This is a genomic window from Chitinimonas koreensis, assembly GCF_014353015.1.
Lineage (GTDB): Bacteria > Pseudomonadota > Gammaproteobacteria > Burkholderiales > Chitinimonadaceae > Chitinimonas > Chitinimonas koreensis.
Window position 1 is genome coordinate 1,985,876 of the sequence record NZ_CP060704.1, and the last position, 16,122, is coordinate 2,001,997.

Annotated in this window: 12 protein-coding genes; 7 read left to right on the forward strand and 5 right to left on the reverse strand. The window is 69.6% G+C overall.

Going from position 1 to position 16,122, the window contains the following annotated elements:
* Nucleotides 1–23 precede the first annotated feature (23 nt).
* Together H9L41_RS08715 and H9L41_RS08720 are read right to left on the reverse strand one after the other, a co-directional pair.
* Complete coding sequence (locus tag H9L41_RS08715) at nt 24–713, reverse strand: helix-turn-helix transcriptional regulator (protein ID WP_051319083.1); 690 nt, start codon at nt 711–713, stop codon at nt 24–26.
* A complete protein-coding gene (locus H9L41_RS08720) occupies nt 713–2,215 on the reverse strand; it encodes a TolC family protein (RefSeq protein WP_028446600.1) in 1,503 nt (500 codons plus the stop codon). Before H9L41_RS08720 ends, H9L41_RS08715 begins: the two co-directional genes overlap by 1 nt.
* Nucleotides 2,216–2,423: 208 nt before the next feature.
* Between H9L41_RS08720 and H9L41_RS08725 the strand changes: the two genes are divergently transcribed.
* Nucleotides 2,424–2,627: a hypothetical protein gene (locus tag H9L41_RS08725; protein WP_028446601.1), complete on the forward strand. Its 204-nt coding sequence runs from the start codon at nt 2,424–2,426 to the stop codon at nt 2,625–2,627.
* A 115-nt stretch (nt 2,628–2,742) separates the two neighbouring features.
* Here the strand turns inward: H9L41_RS08725 and H9L41_RS08730 are convergent, their stop codons facing one another.
* Together H9L41_RS08730 and H9L41_RS08735 are read right to left on the reverse strand one after the other, a co-directional pair.
* Nucleotides 2,743–4,413, reverse strand: a complete 1,671-nt coding sequence (locus H9L41_RS08730) for a sensor histidine kinase (RefSeq protein WP_051319084.1) — start codon at nt 4,411–4,413, stop codon at nt 2,743–2,745.
* Nucleotides 4,410–5,087, reverse strand: coding sequence for a response regulator transcription factor (locus tag H9L41_RS08735; RefSeq protein ID WP_028446602.1), 678 nt, complete (start codon nt 5,085–5,087; stop codon nt 4,410–4,412). Before H9L41_RS08735 ends, H9L41_RS08730 begins: the two co-directional genes overlap by 4 nt.
* Nucleotides 5,088–5,406: 319 nt before the next feature.
* Here H9L41_RS08735 and H9L41_RS24495 point away from each other — a divergent pair, with 319 nt between their 5' ends.
* The 6 genes from H9L41_RS24495 (at nt 5,407) to H9L41_RS08760 (ending at nt 15,610) form a co-directional block, all read left to right on the forward strand.
* Nucleotides 5,407–5,700 (forward strand): phage tail protein, encoded by a 294-nt coding sequence (locus tag H9L41_RS24495; RefSeq protein WP_265583973.1) that lies wholly within the window; start codon nt 5,407–5,409, stop codon nt 5,698–5,700.
* Between the two features lie 56 nt (nt 5,701–5,756).
* Nucleotides 5,757–6,116 carry a hypothetical protein gene (locus H9L41_RS24500; protein ID WP_265583974.1) on the forward strand — a complete coding sequence of 120 codons (360 nt, stop codon included), beginning with the start codon at nt 5,757–5,759 and terminating at the stop codon, nt 6,114–6,116.
* A gap of 105 nt (nt 6,117–6,221) precedes the next feature.
* On the forward strand, nt 6,222–6,938 hold the full coding sequence (locus H9L41_RS08745; RefSeq protein WP_051319086.1) for a phage tail protein: 717 nt from the start codon (nt 6,222–6,224) through the stop codon (nt 6,936–6,938).
* A gap of 334 nt (nt 6,939–7,272) precedes the next feature.
* Nucleotides 7,273–7,884 (forward strand): hypothetical protein, encoded by a 612-nt coding sequence (locus tag H9L41_RS08750; protein WP_028446605.1) that lies wholly within the window; start codon nt 7,273–7,275, stop codon nt 7,882–7,884.
* Nucleotides 7,885–7,940: 56 nt separating this feature from the next.
* Complete coding sequence (locus H9L41_RS08755) at nt 7,941–8,990, forward strand: calcium-binding protein (RefSeq protein WP_187523759.1); 1,050 nt, start codon at nt 7,941–7,943, stop codon at nt 8,988–8,990.
* Entirely contained in the window at nt 8,906–15,610 is a 6,705-nt protein-coding gene (locus H9L41_RS08760; protein WP_187523760.1) for a DUF3060 domain-containing protein, read from the forward strand. Before H9L41_RS08755 ends, H9L41_RS08760 begins: the two co-directional genes overlap by 85 nt.
* A 132-nt stretch (nt 15,611–15,742) precedes the next feature.
* Here H9L41_RS08760 and H9L41_RS08765 read toward each other — a convergent pair whose 3' ends face one another.
* The gene (locus tag H9L41_RS08765; protein WP_028446606.1) at nt 15,743–16,081 is read right to left on the reverse strand and encodes a P-II family nitrogen regulator; all 339 of its coding nucleotides are present in this window, start codon (nt 16,079–16,081) and stop codon (nt 15,743–15,745) included.
* Nucleotides 16,082–16,122 lie beyond the last annotated feature (41 nt).

Consider the following 16,122-nt stretch of genomic DNA (forward strand, 5'->3'; position numbering starts at 1 on the left):
GGGCCGGGTCGGGGTTGTCTCGGTCAGGCCCGATCCTGCTGGCCCGGCAGGTCGTCGGGCGTCACCAGGCCGTCGCGCAGCGCCCAGCGCGTGAGCATCTGGGCATTGCGGACGTCGAGCTTGCGCATCAGGTTCTCGCGGTGCTTGCGCACCGTGCCGACGCTGAGGAAGAGCTGACTGCCGATCTCGGCATTGCTGAAGCCGCGGGCGATCAGCGCGGCGATCTGGCGTTCGCGCGCCGACAGCGGGCCGTCGGCCGGGCCGGCCGCTTCGGTCGCGGCGTGGCTGGTCTCGGCGCGGCTGCTGAGGAAGGCGGAAGCCCAGGCGCCGATCAGGCTGTCGCCGTCGTGGTGGTGCTGCGCTTCGTCGTCGCTGCCGGCCTCGGTCTCGGCCTCGCCGTACAGCGCGGCCAGCAGCGCGGCCGGCTCGACCGGCACGCGCAGCAGCGCGGCGCCGAGCCAGTCGCACAGGGCGGCCGGCAGCTCGGCCGGATCGCGGCACAGCGCCAGCACGCGCGGTCCGCGCAACTGGGTGGCGCGGCGCAGCTCGCCGACCAGGTCGGGGCTGCCGGCCAGGTCGAACAGCAGGACCTCGGCCTCGCAGCGGGCCGGCAGCGCCGCCGCGGTCTGCACCTCGAAGCCGCCCTGGCGCGCCAGCCAGTCGGCCACGCCGCAGCCGGGCAGGGGCGGGGTCTCGATCACCAGGATGCGCATCAGCCCACCTCCCGCGCCAGCTCGGCCACGCGCTGCGGCAGCGCCTGCCAGTGGCGGCGCAGCGCCTCGGCGGTGGCCTCGAGCGGCCGGTCGGCCTCGAAGGCCGGCAGCGCATCGGGCCAGACGTCGACGCCGCTGGCCTGCAGCAACTGCAGATAGCGTTCGAGCAGCGCCTCCCAGGCACGGTCGGCGGCGACGCCGGCCTGCAGCGCGGTGACCTGGGCGCGCGCCTGTTCGAGTTCGTCGTCTTCGTAGAACGGGCTGCGGGCCAGCCGGATCTCGGCGATGCGCGCGCTGCTGGCGCGGCGTGCCTCGGCGTCGCGCCAGTCGGCCAGCGCCAGCGCCAGCCGCTCGCGGCCCAGCCGCACCTGTTCGACCGCGGCGAAGCCGAGCGCCAGCTGGTGCAGGTCGGTCTGGCCGCGCTGGATGCTCAACTGGCGGTTCTGCAATGCGGCCGAGGCGAGGCCCAGCAGGTTGAAGGCCAGGCTGTAGCCCTGCTGCTGCCAGTAGGGCGGATCGAGCCGCAGGTCGGTGTCGTACTGGCGGCCGTAGAACAACCGCAGCACCGGCAGCGCGTTGAGCCAGGTCAGCTGCGCTTCGCGGCGCAGGATGCGGGCCTGCACGTCGAGTTCGCGCAGGTCGGCGCGGTGGCGCAGCGCGTGGGTTTCCAGGGTGTCCTCGGGGATCGCCAGCGTCGCGGTCACGCTCGCCAGCAGCGTGTCCTGCTGCACTGCGTCGGCCGCCACGCGCGGCGGCTGGCGGCGGTCGCTGGTCAGGAGGCCGGCCAGCTCGCCGCGCGCGGCGCTGGCCTGGTCGCCGACCGCGCGCAGCTGGCCGCGCAGCGCCAGCAGGCTGTCGCGATATTGCGCATGCACCAGCGGATCGCGCAGGCCGGCCGCTTCGAGCCGCGCCAGCAAGGCCTCGCCGTGGCCCAGCAGGCGGTCGGCTTCGGCCATCTGCGCGGTGCGCCGCTCGGCGTTGGCCACGCGTAGCCAGGCCAGCCGCGTTTCGATCGCGATGCGGCCGAGCTGCTCGCGTTCGCGCCGGGCATAGATCAGCCCGCGCTCGCCGGCCTCGCGGGTGCGCAGCCAGGCCGAGCCGAATTCGAGCGCGCCCCACGACAGTTCGGCCGAACGCGTGTGGCGGCCGAGCGGATCGCCGCTGCCGGCCTCGACCTGGTCGCGCTTGAGATAGCCGGCCTGCACGCTGAGGCTGGGCAGCATCTGGATGCTGGCCAGGTCGATCGCGCCGGCCGCCAGCGCGCGGTCCAGCGTGGCGAGGCGTACTTCGAGATTGTGGCCGGCGGCGTAGGCGACCGCGGTCTCGGCGTCCATCGCCTGCTCGGGCAGTGCGCTGCGCAGCTCGGCCATCGCCGCCTGCTGGCGCGCCACGCGGTCCGCCACGTCCTCGGCCAGCGGCGCCGGCGTGCCGGCGCAGCCTGCCAGCAGGCCGGCGGCGAGGCCGCTGCAGGCGAGTCGGCGTGGATCGAAGTGGAACGGCATGGGCGGTAATCCTGGTGCGGGTATCTGAAGCGGCGGCCGAATGGGCCTTGCCGCGTTTTTTCCAAGCTAACATCGGGCCGCAAACGGTCGATTACAGTTTTGTCATCGCTTCGCCATCTGCGCCGCCATGGTGTCCGCGTTCAATGCCGATCGGAGGATGGGCGTGCCTGCGCGCTCGCGGCATTTGGATTGGGTGATAGGAAAAGACATGGTGATAGGCGACGACTTGGCCGGCGACGGCCGGCTGCTCAGCGACATCGAGCGGGCCATCGTGATCGGGCTGGTGCGCGGCCAGCAGAAGGCGGAGCTGGCGGCGGAGCTGGCGCAGCACTTCGCGGTGCCGCTGCCGCGTGCGCATCGCGAGATCGACGAATTCGAGATCCGCCTCAAGCATATGGGGTTGATCGAGTGAGATCGGGGAAGGACGAAATCCTTCACTGCGGAGGACGCGGAGGCTGGCGAGTCCACGTCCGTGAGGTAGGGCCTGTGCAGCGAACATCCGCCGCTCGCCGTCTCCCACCGTCCGGCTAGGGGTCCTCCGCGTCCTCGGCGGTAAAGCTTTGTTCATGTCGGCTCGAAGCTGCGGATGCGGCGGGTGCGTCCGCCGCCGGCAGGCTCAGCCGGAAGCACACCAGCGGCGGCCCGGCGTCGAACAGCGCCAGCTCGCCGCCGTGCGCGCGGGCGATTTCGCGCGCCAGGCTCAGGCCCAGGCCGACCCCGTCGATGCGGCGGTTGTGCGCGCTGTCGACGCGGTAGAAGCGCTCGAACAGCCGCTCGCGGTGCTCCGGCGCGATGCCGTCGGCCGAGGCGTTGGCGACGTCGATCAGCCAGCGCTGGTCGACCCGGATCGCGCTCAGCCGGATCCAGCCGTCCTCGCCGCGGTCGCCGTACTTGACCGCATTGATCACCAGGTTCTGCACGATCTGCCGCAGCAGGTCCGCATCGCCCGCCACCGGCAGGCTGGGCGGCAGCATCACCTGGGTCGGCCGGTCGGCCGCCAGCAGCGCCAGGTCCTCCACCACGTCCTGCAGTACCTCGGCCAAGTCGAACACCTGCTCGGGCACCCGCATGCGGCCGGCGTCGGCGCGCGACAGCAGCAAGAGCTTGCGCACGATGCCGTCGAGCCGGCGCACCTCGTCCATCATCTCGCTCAGGCTGCGCTGCAGGGGCGAGCCCGGGATCGACTGGTGCAGGCAGCGTTCGAGCCCGCCCTGCAGGATCGCCAGCGGCGTCTTCAGCTCGTGCGCCGCATCGCCGGAGAAGCGGGTGGCCTGGGTGAAGCTGCGTTCGAGCCGGTCGAGCATGTCGTTGAAGGTGGCCACCAGGCCGGCGAACTCGCGGTCCTCGTCGGCCGCGCTGATGCGCCGGTCGAGCGCGCTGGTGTTGACGTGGCCGATCGCGCTGCCGAGGTGCTCGATCGAGCGCATGGCCCGGCCCGACAGGTACCAGGCGGCCAGCGCGATCAGCAGCAGTGCGATCGGCACGGCGGCGCCGAACAGCGCGATGTTGCGCCGGATCTGGCGCTGCGACAGCGTCAGGTTGATGCCGACCAGCACCTTGCTGCCCGGATGGTCGACCCCGCCGAAGCGCCACTTGGTATCGCCCACCTGCAGCGTGGTGAGCTTGATGTGCTCGCGGCGGAACTGCGGCGGCGGCATCGGCCGCCGCCGGTCGGGCGGCCTGCGGCCTTCGGGATCGCCGGCCTCCGGACCGCCGGCCGCCGGATCGCCGGCCGCCGGGTCGCCGCCGTCCCAGGGCGGCGGGCGGCCGAAGTCCTCGCGGCCCATCTCCGCGGTCGGGCCGGCCGGCGGGAAGTTGCCGTGCAGCACGGTGGCGGGCGGCAGGCGGTCGTCGGACAGCGCGGCCGGCCATTCCGGGCTGCGGTAGATCTCGCGCCGGCGCGCGTCGTAGACCAGCAGCAGCACGCGCGGCTCGCCGTAGTCCTCGTCGGCGAAGCCGGTGAAGGTCGCGTCGAGCTGGGCCTGGATGTTGCCCCAGACGTTGTCGGGATTGCGTCGCGCCATCTGGCCCGACAGGTGGCTCAGCAGGATCTTGTCCATGACCAGGCCGCGCCGGCTCTGCACCATCAGGTAGGCGCCGGCGAAGAACACCGCCAGCACCACGCTGGCGAGGCCCGCGGCCATCAGCGCCACCCGCAGGCGGAACGAGCGCAGGCGCGGCCGCCGCAGGCGGATCACGCCTCGCCGTCCTTGCTCAGCCGGTAGCCGACGCCGCGTACCGCCTCGATCGGCTGGCTGCCGCAGCGGTCGAGCTTCTTGCGGATGCGCTGGATGCAGACGTCGACCACGTTGGTCTGCGGATCGAAGTCGTAGCCCCAGACGTGTTCGAGGATCTGGGTGCGGGTGAACACTCGGCCGGGCGAGCGCATCAGGTATTCGAGCAGGTTGAATTCGCGGCCGGTCAGCTCGACCGTCTCCTCACCGCAGCGCACCTCGCGGCTCAGCCGGTCCAGCCGCAGCGTGCCGAGCTTGAGCACGTTCTGCCGCTCGCCGCTGACCCGGCGCAGGAGCGCATGCACGCGCGCCACCAGCTCCTCGACATAGAACGGCTTGGCCAGGTAGTCGTCGGCGCCGAGGTTGAGGCCCTCGAGCCGGTCGTCGAGCTCGTTGCGCGCGGTCAGCAGGATCACCGGCACGTTGCGGCCCTGCTTGCGCATGTTCTTCAGGATCGACAGCCCGTCGCGGCCCGGCACCATGATGTCGAGCAGCACGATGTCGTAGTCGCGCGTCATGGCGTAGTCGTAGCCGGTGTTGCCGTCCTCGCAATGCTCGACCGTGAAGCCCTGCTCGCGCAGGCCGGCGCAGACGAAGCCGGCGATGCGCTGTTCATCCTCGACCAGTAGTGCCCTCATGACCCCTGTGTTCCGTTGCGGTGGCAGCCGCGGATCGGCGCGCCGAAGCATCGATTGTCCGCCGGGCGGTGGCGGGCGTCCACTGCCCGGTGCGGTCGGTTCGGATCGGCCGAGCCAGGCGGGAATATCGGATATATCCACGACCAGGCCGAAATCACTCGATTAAACAAGGCATTGGCGACGAACGGCGACGGCTTGTTTTAAATTGTTGTCGTTCATTTTTATGGCTATTGATAAGAGGCAAGTCCGCCAGGGCCCAGTCGATCCGGCCCGGACCCCGCACGTTCACCTACCTAAAATCCTCCAGGAGGCTCCAAACATGGCGATTCGTACCCTCATCCGTTCAACGATGCTGACCGGCCTGGTCGCCGCCACCTCCGTCCAGGCATTCGCCTGCGGTACCGAGGCCTATATCGGTCAGATCTGCATCGTGGCGGGCAACTACTGCCCGAACGGCACCGCCGAGGCCCAGGGGCAGCTCCTGGCCATCAATACCTACAACGCGCTCTATTCGCTGGTGGGCTGTACCTACGGCGGCGACTGCCGCACCACCTTCGGCATTCCCGACCTGCGCGGCCGCGCGCCGGTCGGCTGGGGCCAGGGCCGGGTCTGACCGCGCATGCGGTGGGCCAGAAATTCGGCCAGGAAGGCATATCGCAAACCCTCGCCATGATGGCGCCGCACACCCATGCCGCGACCTTCACGCCCGGCGGCAGCGGCACGCCGGGCACCAATGCGCAGGTCAACGCTCGGCAGGCGCCGGCTACTTCCGACACGCCGCAGGCCGGCTACATGCTGGGGCAGAGCAGCACCACCTCGGGCGAGCAGGTCAACACCTACCTGAATCCGACCGTCACCACCGGGACCGACGTGGCGCTCGGCGGCGTGTCCGGCGGCGGCGGCTCGGCGAGCAGCGGCACGGTGACGGTAGCGGTCAGCGGCGCCGGGCAGGTGATGCCCACCGTGCCGCCCGAGATCGCGCTGCGCTACTGCATCGTCCTCGAAGGCCTCTATCCGCCGCGCCCCTGAGCCTCCGGCGGCAAGGCCCGTGCGTGCCGGACCGCAGCGTCGGGGCGGATGTCCATCGCCCGGCGGCGTGGCCGCGCACCTGAAACCACGACAGGAGGACCCTTCATGACGATTCGCACGCTCATCCGCTCGACCATGCTCACCGGCCTGGTCGTCGCGACGTCCGCTCAGGCCTTCGCCTGCGGCGAAGACGCTTACATCGGCCAGATCTGCATCATGGCGGGCAGCTATTGCCCGGCCAACACCGTGGAACCGCAGGGACAACTGCTGTCCATCAACACCTACCAGGCGCTCTATTCGCTGGTGGGCTGCAACACCTACTCCGGCGGCGATTGCCGCACCACTTTCGGAATCCCCGACCTGCGCGGCCGCGCGCCGGTCGGCTGGGGCCAGGGACCGGGCCTGACCGCCCATCCGATGGGCCAGAAGTTCGGCCAGGAGAGCGTGGTGCAGACCGTCGCCATGCTGGCCGCGCACACCCATGGCGCGACCTACACTCCGGGCGGCGGCGGCACGTCGGGCAGCAGCGTGCAGGTCAAGGCGCGCCAGGCGTCCGGCACTTCCGATACGCCGCAGGCCGGCTCCATGCTGGGGCAGAGCAGCACGACCTCGAGCGAGCAGGTCAATCTCTACCTGGATCCCACCGTGACCAGCGGGACCGACGTGGCGCTCGGCGGCGTTTCCGGCGGCGGCGGCTCGTCCAGCGGCGGCACGGTGACGATCGCCACCAGCGGCGGCGGCATGCCGATCCCCACGGTGCCGCCGCAGATCGCGCTGCGCTACTGCCTGGTCGTCAACGGCCTCTATCCGCCGCGCCCGTAACGGTCCGGCCGCGGTGAAACGACGAAGGGAGGCGGGTATCGCCTCCCTTCGTCGTGTACCGGCCTGGCGTTTCTCCCGGTCCCTGTCTCCAGCTCTGGCCGGCGGCTTCGCTCCTCGCACCTCGATGACATCTTTGTAATCCGGCCGCCATCCAGGCCGCCATTCCCTTCCGCTGTAATGGCCGGCATACGGGCGCTCCACGCGCCGGACCGGGTCCGGCGGCGCGAATGGGAAAAATCCCATCGTGCGGGCCGGCCGAATACGACGCGCGTCGTATGTGAGCCGGCCGGACGCCTCCCTAACATCCAGCCCATCACAAACAGGGAGATCGTCGATGACGAATCAGGCCATCGTTCAATGGACCGGCCGCCTGCGCCGCGACGGCAAGCAATCGGTCGCCGCCCTCGCCGAGCGCACGCTGCGCCGGCTGCGCAGCGAACCGGGCTTTGCCGGTTTCAGCCAGATGATCCGGCCCAAGGAAGCCGAGCTGCACTGGCTGATGGCCTTCGACGACACCGCTGCGCTCAAGGCCTTCATCGACGGCAACCATACCGCGCTGTTCCAGGACGCCCAGTCCGTCGCCGAGCTCGAGCCGGCCTTCCTGTCGCGCCGCCCGGTGCACTACCGCGTGCCGCACGCGGCGCGGCCCAAGCTGATGGTGCAGCTGGCCGCCATGCTGTCGGCCAAGGCCGCCGGCCGCGAGCTGGTGCCCGAGATGGCGGCGCTGATCCGCTCGATGCAGGGCATCGACAGCTTCTGCGGCCTCGACTGGCTGCTCGACCCCGATTTCGGCACCACCCAGGTACTGACCTACTGGTCCGATCCGCAAGGTTTCAAGCATTACCTCGACGCCAATCCGGCCGAACTGGCCGGCTTCCTCGACGGCATCGCCGAAAAGATGATGCCGCTGGCGCCGTACGTGATCATCGACGAGCAGGCCGCCTGAGGCGGCGCTGAGCGCGACAACAGTAGCAACAAGCAGGGCAATCCAAGGAGAAGAAAATGGGTGTTTTAGGCTGGCTCAAGAAGAACGTCGCCGATCCGATAGTCGATACCGCCAAGCAGTGGGCCAACACGGTCAGCAATGCCTGGAACGACATCAACGACGAGATCAACGACATCGGCAAGGCGTTCGCCGAACTCGGCGACGATCTCAAGGATCTGGCCGACAGCATCGTCAAGCTCGGTTATACCAACGTCCAGCTCGGCGGCGGCAACGACAACTACACCGCGTCGTCGATCGGCGCCAACATCGTCAAGGGCGGCGGCGGCAACGACACCCTCACCGTCACGGCCGGCGCCTACAACACGCTGTTCGGCGAGGACGGCAACGACACCCTGGTCATCAAGGTCGGCGCCTACAACAAGATCGACGGCGGCAGCGGCGACGACACCATCCGCATCTACGTCGGCGCCTACAACAAGGTCTTCGGCGGCGACGGCAGCGACAACATCGAGATCTCGGCCGGCGCCTACGCCGACATCGACGCCGGCGGCGGCAACAACACCATCACCAGCACCAGCGGCTACAACGAGATCGACGCCGGCACCGGCGACGACAAGGTCACCGCCTACGGCGGCTACAACGACATCGACGTCGGCCAGGGCAACAACACCGTCTACGCGGCCGGCGGCGGCAACAAGATCGCCACCTACGGCGGCAACGACAATATCCAGGCCTACGGCGGCTCCAACGTCGTCAACGCCGGCGACGGCAACAACAGCGTCACCGTCGGCGGCGCCAGCAACAGCGTGACCACCGGCAGCGGCAACGATACCGTCAGCGCCGACGGCGTCAGCAACAGCATCACGACCGGCGCCGGCAACGACAAGGTCACCGTGACCGCGGCCAGCAATACCGTCAACGTCGGCAGCGGCGACAACACCGTCAGCGCCGGGGCGGCTACAACAAGATCAGCGCCGAGGGCGGCAGCGACAACATCAGCGCGGTCGGCGGCTACAACACCGTGGCGGCCGGCGACGGCAACAACACCGTCAGCGTCGGCGGCGCCGGCAACAAGGTCACCAGCGGCAGCGGCAACGACAGCGTGACCGCCGACGGCGTCAGCAACAACATCTCCACCGGCGGCGGCAACGACAGCGTGACGGTCAAGGCGGCCAGCAACGTGGTCAACGTCGGCAGCGGCGACAACACCGTCAGCGCCGCGGGCGGCTACAACCAGGTCACCGCCGAAGGCGGCAGCGACAAGATCAGCGCGGTGGGCGGCTACAACACCGTGACCGCCGGCGACGGCAACAACACGGTGGACGTCGGCGGCGCCGGCAACAAGGTCACCGCCGGCAGCGGCAACGACGCGGTGACGGCCGACGGCGTCAGCAACACCATCTCGACCGGCGCAGGCAACGACAACGTGACGGTCAAGGCGGCCAGCAACGTGGTCAACGTCGGCAGCGGCGACAACACCGTCAGCGCGGCCGGCGGCTACAACGAGATCACCGCCGAGGGCGGCAGCGACAACATCACCGCCGCCGGCGCCTACAACAAGGTGACCGCGGGCGACGGCAACAACACCGTCAAGCTCGCCGGCGCGCAGAACACGGTCACGGCCGGCTCGGGCAGCGACTCGATCATCGCCGACGGCGCCAGCAACACCATCTACACCAACGGCGGCGACGACTGGGTCAAGCTCAACGCGGCCAGCAACGTGCTCAACGTCGGCGACGGCAACAACACCGTGATCGCCAACGCGGCCTCCAACGTCATCACCGCCGGCGGCGGCAGCGACAACATCACCACCGCGGGCGGCTACAACCAGATCGCCGCGGGCGACGGCGCCAACACCATCAGCGCCGCCGGCGGCTACAACAAGATCACCGCGGGCAGCCAGAACGACAACGTGTCGGCCGCCGGCGCCGGCAACGAAGTCACCACCGGCAGCGGCGACGACACCGTCAAGGTGGTCGGTGCCGGCAACGTGGTCGATACCTCGGGTGCGGCGACCTACGCCACGGAAGTCACCTACACCACGGTCAAGATGCCGCTGATCGGCAGCATCAAGATCCCGACCGGCACCATCACCACGCTGGTCAGCAACGACAACGACACGGTGAATGCCGAAGGCGGCGCCAACGTGATCAAGGTCGGCGACGGCGACAACACGGTGACCGCCGTGGGCGGCTACAACAAGGTCACCAGCGGCGCGGGCCTCGACAGGATCACGGTCGCGGGCGGCGGCAACGAAGTGAACGCCGGCGCGGGCAACAACGTGGTCAGCGCGGCCGGTGCCGGCAACGTGGTCACCACCGGCAGCGGCAACGACAGCATCACCACCGACGGCGCAGCCAACGTGGTCAAGGCCGGCGCGGGCAACAACACCATCAACGCGGCCGGCGGCACCAACGTCATCACCACCGAAGGCGGCGACGACAGCATCACCGCCGCGGGCGCCACCAACGTCATCACGGCCGGCGACGGCGCCAATACCGTCACCGCGCTGGGCGGCTACAACAAGGTCACCACCGGCTCGGGCCTGGACCGCATCACCGTGGCCGGCGGCGGCAACGAAGTGAGCGCCGGCGCGGGCGACAACGTGATCAAGGCGGCAGGCGCCGGCAACGTGGTCACCACGGCCGGCGGAAACGACAACATCACCACCGACGGCGCGGCCAACGTGGTGTCGGCCGGTGCGGGCAACAACACCATCAACGCGGCCGGCGGCACCAACGTCATCACCACCGAGGGCGGCAACGACAGCATCACCGCCGCGGGCGCCACCAACACCATCACGGCCGGCGACGGCGCCAACACCGTCACCGCGCTGGGCGGCTACAACCAGGTCACCGCCGGCAGCGGCGTCGACACGGTCAAGGTCGCCGGCGGCTACAACAAGGTCAACGTCGGCGCGGGCGACAACACGGTCACCGCGGCCGGCGCCGGCAACGAGATCACCTCGACCGGCGGCAACGACAGCATCACCACCGACGGCGCGGCCAACGTGGTCAAGGCCGGCGCAGGCAACAACACCGTCAACGCGGCCGGCGGCGCCAACGTCATCACCACCGAGGGCGGCAACGACAGCATCACCGCCGCGGGCGCCACCAACGTCATCACGGCCGGCGACGGCAGCAACGTCGTCACCGCGCTGGGCGGCTACAACCAGGTCACCGCCGGCAGCGGCGTCGACACGGTCAAGGTCGCGGGCGGCTACAACAAGGTCAACGTCGGTGCCGGCGACAACACGGTTACCGCGGCCGGCGCCGGCAACGAGATCACCGCGACCGGCGGCAACGACAACGTCACCACCGACGGCGCGGCCAACGTGGTCAAGGCCGGCGCGGGCAACAACACCATCAACGCGGCCGGCGGCGCCAACGTCATCACCACCGAGGGCGGCAACGACGCCATCAAGGCGGTCGGCGGCGCCAACGTGATCACGGCCGGCGACGGCGCGAACACCATCACCGCCGAGGGCGGCTACAACAAGATCTCCGCCGGCAGCGGCGTCGACACCGTCAAGGCTTACGGCGGCGGCAACGAGATCAGCGTCGGCGCGGGCGACAACGTGATCACCGCGGCCGGTGCCGGCAACGTGGTCACCACCACCGGCGGCAACGACAACATCACCACCGACGGTGCGGCCAACGTGGTCAAGGCCGGCGCGGGCAACAACACCATCAACGCGGCCGGCGGTGCCAACGTCATCACCACCGAAGGCGGCAACGACGCCATCAAGGCGGTCGGCGGCGCCAACGTCATCACGGCCGGCGACGGCGTGAACACCATCACCGCCGAGGGCGGCTACAACAAGATCACCGCGGGCAGCGGCGTCGACACCATCAAGGCCTACGGTGGCGGCAACGAGATCGCCGCGGGCGACGGCGCCAACAGCATCCTGGCCGAGGGCGGCGCCAACGTGATCAAGGCCGGCAGCGGTGCCGACAGCATCACCGCCAACGGCGCCGCCAACGTCATCGACGCCGGCGGCGGCAACAACACCATCACCGCCGGCGGCGTGGCCAACGTGATCGACGCCGGCAGCGGCAACGACACCATCACCGGCTGGGGCGGCGCCAACGTGATCGACGCCGGTTCGGGCGACAATCAGATCACCGTCGGCGGCGGCGCCAACGTGGTCGACACCGACGGCGGCAAGGACACCATCTACGCCGCGGGCGGCGCCAACGTGCTGACGCTGGGCGGCGGCAACGACTTCGCGCTGGCCATCGGCGGCGCCAACGTGGTGACTACCGGCAGCGGCAACGACACCGTGGTCGAGCTCGGCGGCGCCAACGCGATCTACGCCGAGGACGGCAACGACAACCTGATCGCGGCCGGCGGCGCCAACCTGGTGATCGAGACCGGCGGCAACAGCAACATCCTGGTCGCCGGCGGCATCAACGTGGTCTACACCGGCGGCGGCGACAACAAGATCGGCGCGCTCGGCGCGGCCAACGCGCTGGTCAGCAACGCCGGCGGCAACATCGAGGCGGCGGTCGGCAACTACAACGTGATGCTGGCCAATAGCGACAAGAACGTGATGGTGGCGGCCGGCACCGGCAACCTGGTGGCGACCACCGTCGGCGGCAACACGGTGGTGGCGGTCGGCGCCGCCAACGTGATCCTGACCGAGGTCGGCGGCATGGTGAAGGCCGGCGCCAAGGGCCTGGGCGACGTGCTCGGCGACGCGGTCGACAGCAAGGACGCCGCCGCGGCGATCGACAGCGCGGCCGACCAGATCACCGGCGCCATCAACAGCGGCTCGGGCCAGGACATCGTGGTCGCGGTCGGCGGCACCAACGTGATCTACACCGGCGGCGGCAACGACATCGTCACCGCGGTGGGCGCCAACAACATCGTGCTGGCCAACGGCGGCGACAACGTCACCACCGCGCTCGGCGCCAACAACATCGTCCTGAACACCGCCGGCGACAACATCGTCACCGCGGTCGGCAGCAACAACGTGGTGCTGACCGGCCTGGGCGACGGCCTGACCGACCTCGCCGGCATGCTCGACGACGCGGTCGGCGACAACGTGACCGGCGCGATCGAGCAGTTCCTCGGCGACAACCTGGCGCAGGGCGCCGGCGACGACGTGGTGACCGCGATCGGCTCGACCAACGTGATCTACACCGGCTCGGGCGACGACATCGTCACCGCGCTCGGCTCGACCAACGTGGTGTGGAGCGGCACGGGCGACGACGTGGTGACCGCGGTCGGCTCCAACAACATCGTCTGGGCCGACGGCGGCGCCGACGTGGTGACGGCCATCGGCAGCAACAACCTGGTGGTGACCGGCAACTACATGGAAGTCGCCGCTACGGCGGTCGGCCTGGTCGATTCGATCGCGGCCGGCGTGGCGGCCACCGACCTGGTCGGCCAGGCGGGCCTGTCGGACGCCGCGGTGGCGGCCAACGGCACCGAGGTGGTGACCGTGCTGGGCAAGAACAACGTGGTGGTCGGCGGCAGCGCCGACACGGTGGTGACCGCGCTGGGCCAGAACAACCTGCTGGTGACCGGCGCCGGCGACGACGTGATCACGGCCGTCGGCAGCAAGACCGGCATCGTCGCGGGCGCCGGCAACGACGTGGTGACCGCGCTCGGTACCTACAACGTGGTGGTGGCGGGCGAGGGCGACAACATCGTCACCACCGTCGGCACCGGCAACCTGGTCGAAGGCGGCTCGGGCGACGACGTGCTGACCTCGCTGGCCTACGGCAGCGCCAGCAGCACCCACAGCGTCAACGGCAACATCCTGATCGGCGGCGACGGCCACAACGTGATGACCCTGGTCGGCACCGACAACCTGGCGGTCAGCGGCAGCGGCAGCGACACGCTGGTGATGGTGTCCTACGGCGGCGGCCAGACCAGCAAAAGCGAAGTGGCCGAGGAGGGCAGCGACCAGACCACCGAGAGCACCACGACCTACAACACCCAGTTCAACGTGGCCTGGACCGGCGCCGGCGACGACACCGCGGTGGTCTACGGCGACCACAACGTGCTGCTGACCGACAGCGGCGACGACTTCATCGTGGTGGTCAACGACGGCAGCAAGCTCAACTACGACAGCACCACGACCACCACCACCGAGGCCGACGACGGCACCACCTCGACCGACACCAGCAAGAGCCACCTCAGCGTCGACACCGCCTTCAACTTCGTCCACTCGGGCAGCGGCGACGACACCATGGTGCTGGCCGGCACCTCGACCGTGGCGATGGGCGCCGAGGGCGACGACCTGATCGTGACCGCCGCACAGAACAACATCGCCATCGGCGGCGCCGGCCGCGACGTGCTGATCGGCCTGTCCGAAGCCACGGTGTTCAACACCATGGAAAGCCTGGTCGAGAGCGACTTCGAGTCGGCCGGCGACTGGGTCGGCGTGGCGATGGACGCCAACTTCCTGCGCTCGCAGTACAAGTCGCTGAGCAGCGGCAACCTGGGCGACCTGAACCTGGTCGGCAACGTGCTGCTGGGCGGCGAGGGCGACGACGTGGTGTTCTCCACCACCGCCGGCACCTACGTCAGCGGCGGCGCCGGCGACGACGTGATGCTGGGCCTGGGCTGGGGCCTGATCGACCAACTGCTGACCAGCGACGCCAATTCGCTGAACTCGGCCTGGGAGGACGTGGGCACCGGCTTCGACGCCATCACCCACTACCTGACCGATACGCTGATGGAAGACCTCGCCAGCGCCTGGTCCGGCATCGCCTCGATGATCAAGGACGAGCTCAGCGACGCCACCGTCTCGGCCGGTTCGCTGCTCGATACCGTCGACGGCGTCACCAGCAGCGCGGTCGGCGCGGTGTCGAACGTCACCGGCCTGTCGTCGGCCGACTTCAGCCTGGCCGACGTGCTCAAGCCGCTGCTCGAGGGCGGCGCCGACGGCCTGTCGACCGCGGTCGACGGCGTGTCGAGCGGCTTCGACTACGTGGCCGACGCCGACGTGTCGAGCAGCATCTCCAGCGGCCTGGAATGGCTCGGCGACAAGGTCTCGAGCGGCACCGGCGCGGCGTTCGAAGGCGTCGACTGGCTGACCAACCAGGTCGGCATCGACCTCAACCTGGACGAGTTCAACGGCGTCGAAGGCCTGGTGGGCGGCTTCCTGGCCTACCTGGTCGGCTACAAGTACGCCGGCGACAACGACCTCACCGGCGGCGCCGGCAACGACAAGCTGTACAGCGGCATGGGCGACGACGACCTGCGCGGCGGCGCCGGCAGCGATACCTACGTGATCTCGATCGGCGATGGCCGCGACACGATCTACGACGTGGCCGGCGGCCACGACACGGTCAAGCTGGCGGCCAACCACCTGTTCGACGTCGAGCTCAGCGCCGACAACCTGAAGGTCGACATCGACGGCGACGATCTGGTCGTCAACTACGTGGTCGGCGAGAAGTCCTACGCCCGCATCACCATCGCCGACTACCAGTCGGTCGACGTCGACACGCTGCAACTGGTCGATGTCGACGGCAACACGGTGGCCTCGCTGTCGCTGGACACGCTGGCGGCCAACGCGGGCCACGGCGACGGCGTCTACACCATGGCTTCGGGCTGGACGGCGGACCGGCTCGACCAGTTCTCCGAGCTGCTGATCGCGGCGCTGGAGAAGGGGCAGAGCGGGGTGGAAGCGGTGCTGGACAGCAACAGCGAGTCGGCCAGCGTCGAAACCTATGCCACGGCCAGCGACGTCGGCGGTGACCACGTCGGCTGATGCCGGTCTCCGGGGAATGAAAAAGCCCGCCGAAAGGCGGGCTTTTTCATGGGGACTCGGCTATGCCGGTCCCTTTTCATCCTGGCCGAGGCGCGCGGCTCGTGCGTCGCCGCGAAACCTCGACGCTGCCGGTCAGACGGCGTCCGCGCCGGTCTCGCCGGTGCGGATGCGCACCACCTGCTCGACCGGGCTGACAAAGATCTTGCCGTCGCCGATCTTGCCGGTGCGGGCCGCCTTGACGATGGCGTCGATCGCCGCGTCGACGCGGTCGGCGGTGATCACCACCTCGATCTTCACCTTGGGCAGGAAATCGACCACGTACTCGGCACCGCGGTACAGCTCGGTGTGGCCCTTCTGGCGGCCGAAGCCCTTGACCTCGGCGACGGTGAGTCCGGTCACGCCGACCTCGGCCAGCGCCTCGCGCACTTCGTCGAGCTTGAACGGCTTGATGACGGCTTCGATCTTCTTCATGTCCATGGTGTTCTCCGGGGAACGGTTGCTGCGGATATGAC

Coding starts and splice junctions, on each gene's coding strand:
- H9L41_RS08715 (WP_051319083.1), bottom strand. CDS start 713: ATGCGCATCCTGGTGATCGAGACCCCGCCCCTGCCCGGCTGCGGCGTG.
- H9L41_RS08720 (WP_028446600.1), bottom strand. CDS start 2,215: ATGCCGTTCCACTTCGATCCACGCCGACTCGCCTGCAGCGGCCTCGCC.
- H9L41_RS08725 (WP_028446601.1), top strand. CDS start 2,424: ATGGTGATAGGCGACGACTTGGCCGGCGACGGCCGGCTGCTCAGCGAC.
- H9L41_RS08735 (WP_028446602.1), bottom strand. CDS start 5,087: ATGAGGGCACTACTGGTCGAGGATGAACAGCGCATCGCCGGCTTCGTC.
- H9L41_RS24495 (WP_265583973.1), top strand. CDS start 5,407: ATGGCGATTCGTACCCTCATCCGTTCAACGATGCTGACCGGCCTGGTC.
- H9L41_RS24500 (WP_265583974.1), top strand. CDS start 5,757: ATGATGGCGCCGCACACCCATGCCGCGACCTTCACGCCCGGCGGCAGC.
- H9L41_RS08745 (WP_051319086.1), top strand. CDS start 6,222: ATGACGATTCGCACGCTCATCCGCTCGACCATGCTCACCGGCCTGGTC.
- H9L41_RS08750 (WP_028446605.1), top strand. CDS start 7,273: ATGACGAATCAGGCCATCGTTCAATGGACCGGCCGCCTGCGCCGCGAC.
- H9L41_RS08755 (WP_187523759.1), top strand. CDS start 7,941: ATGGGTGTTTTAGGCTGGCTCAAGAAGAACGTCGCCGATCCGATAGTC.
- H9L41_RS08765 (WP_028446606.1), bottom strand. CDS start 16,081: ATGAAGAAGATCGAAGCCGTCATCAAGCCGTTCAAGCTCGACGAAGTG.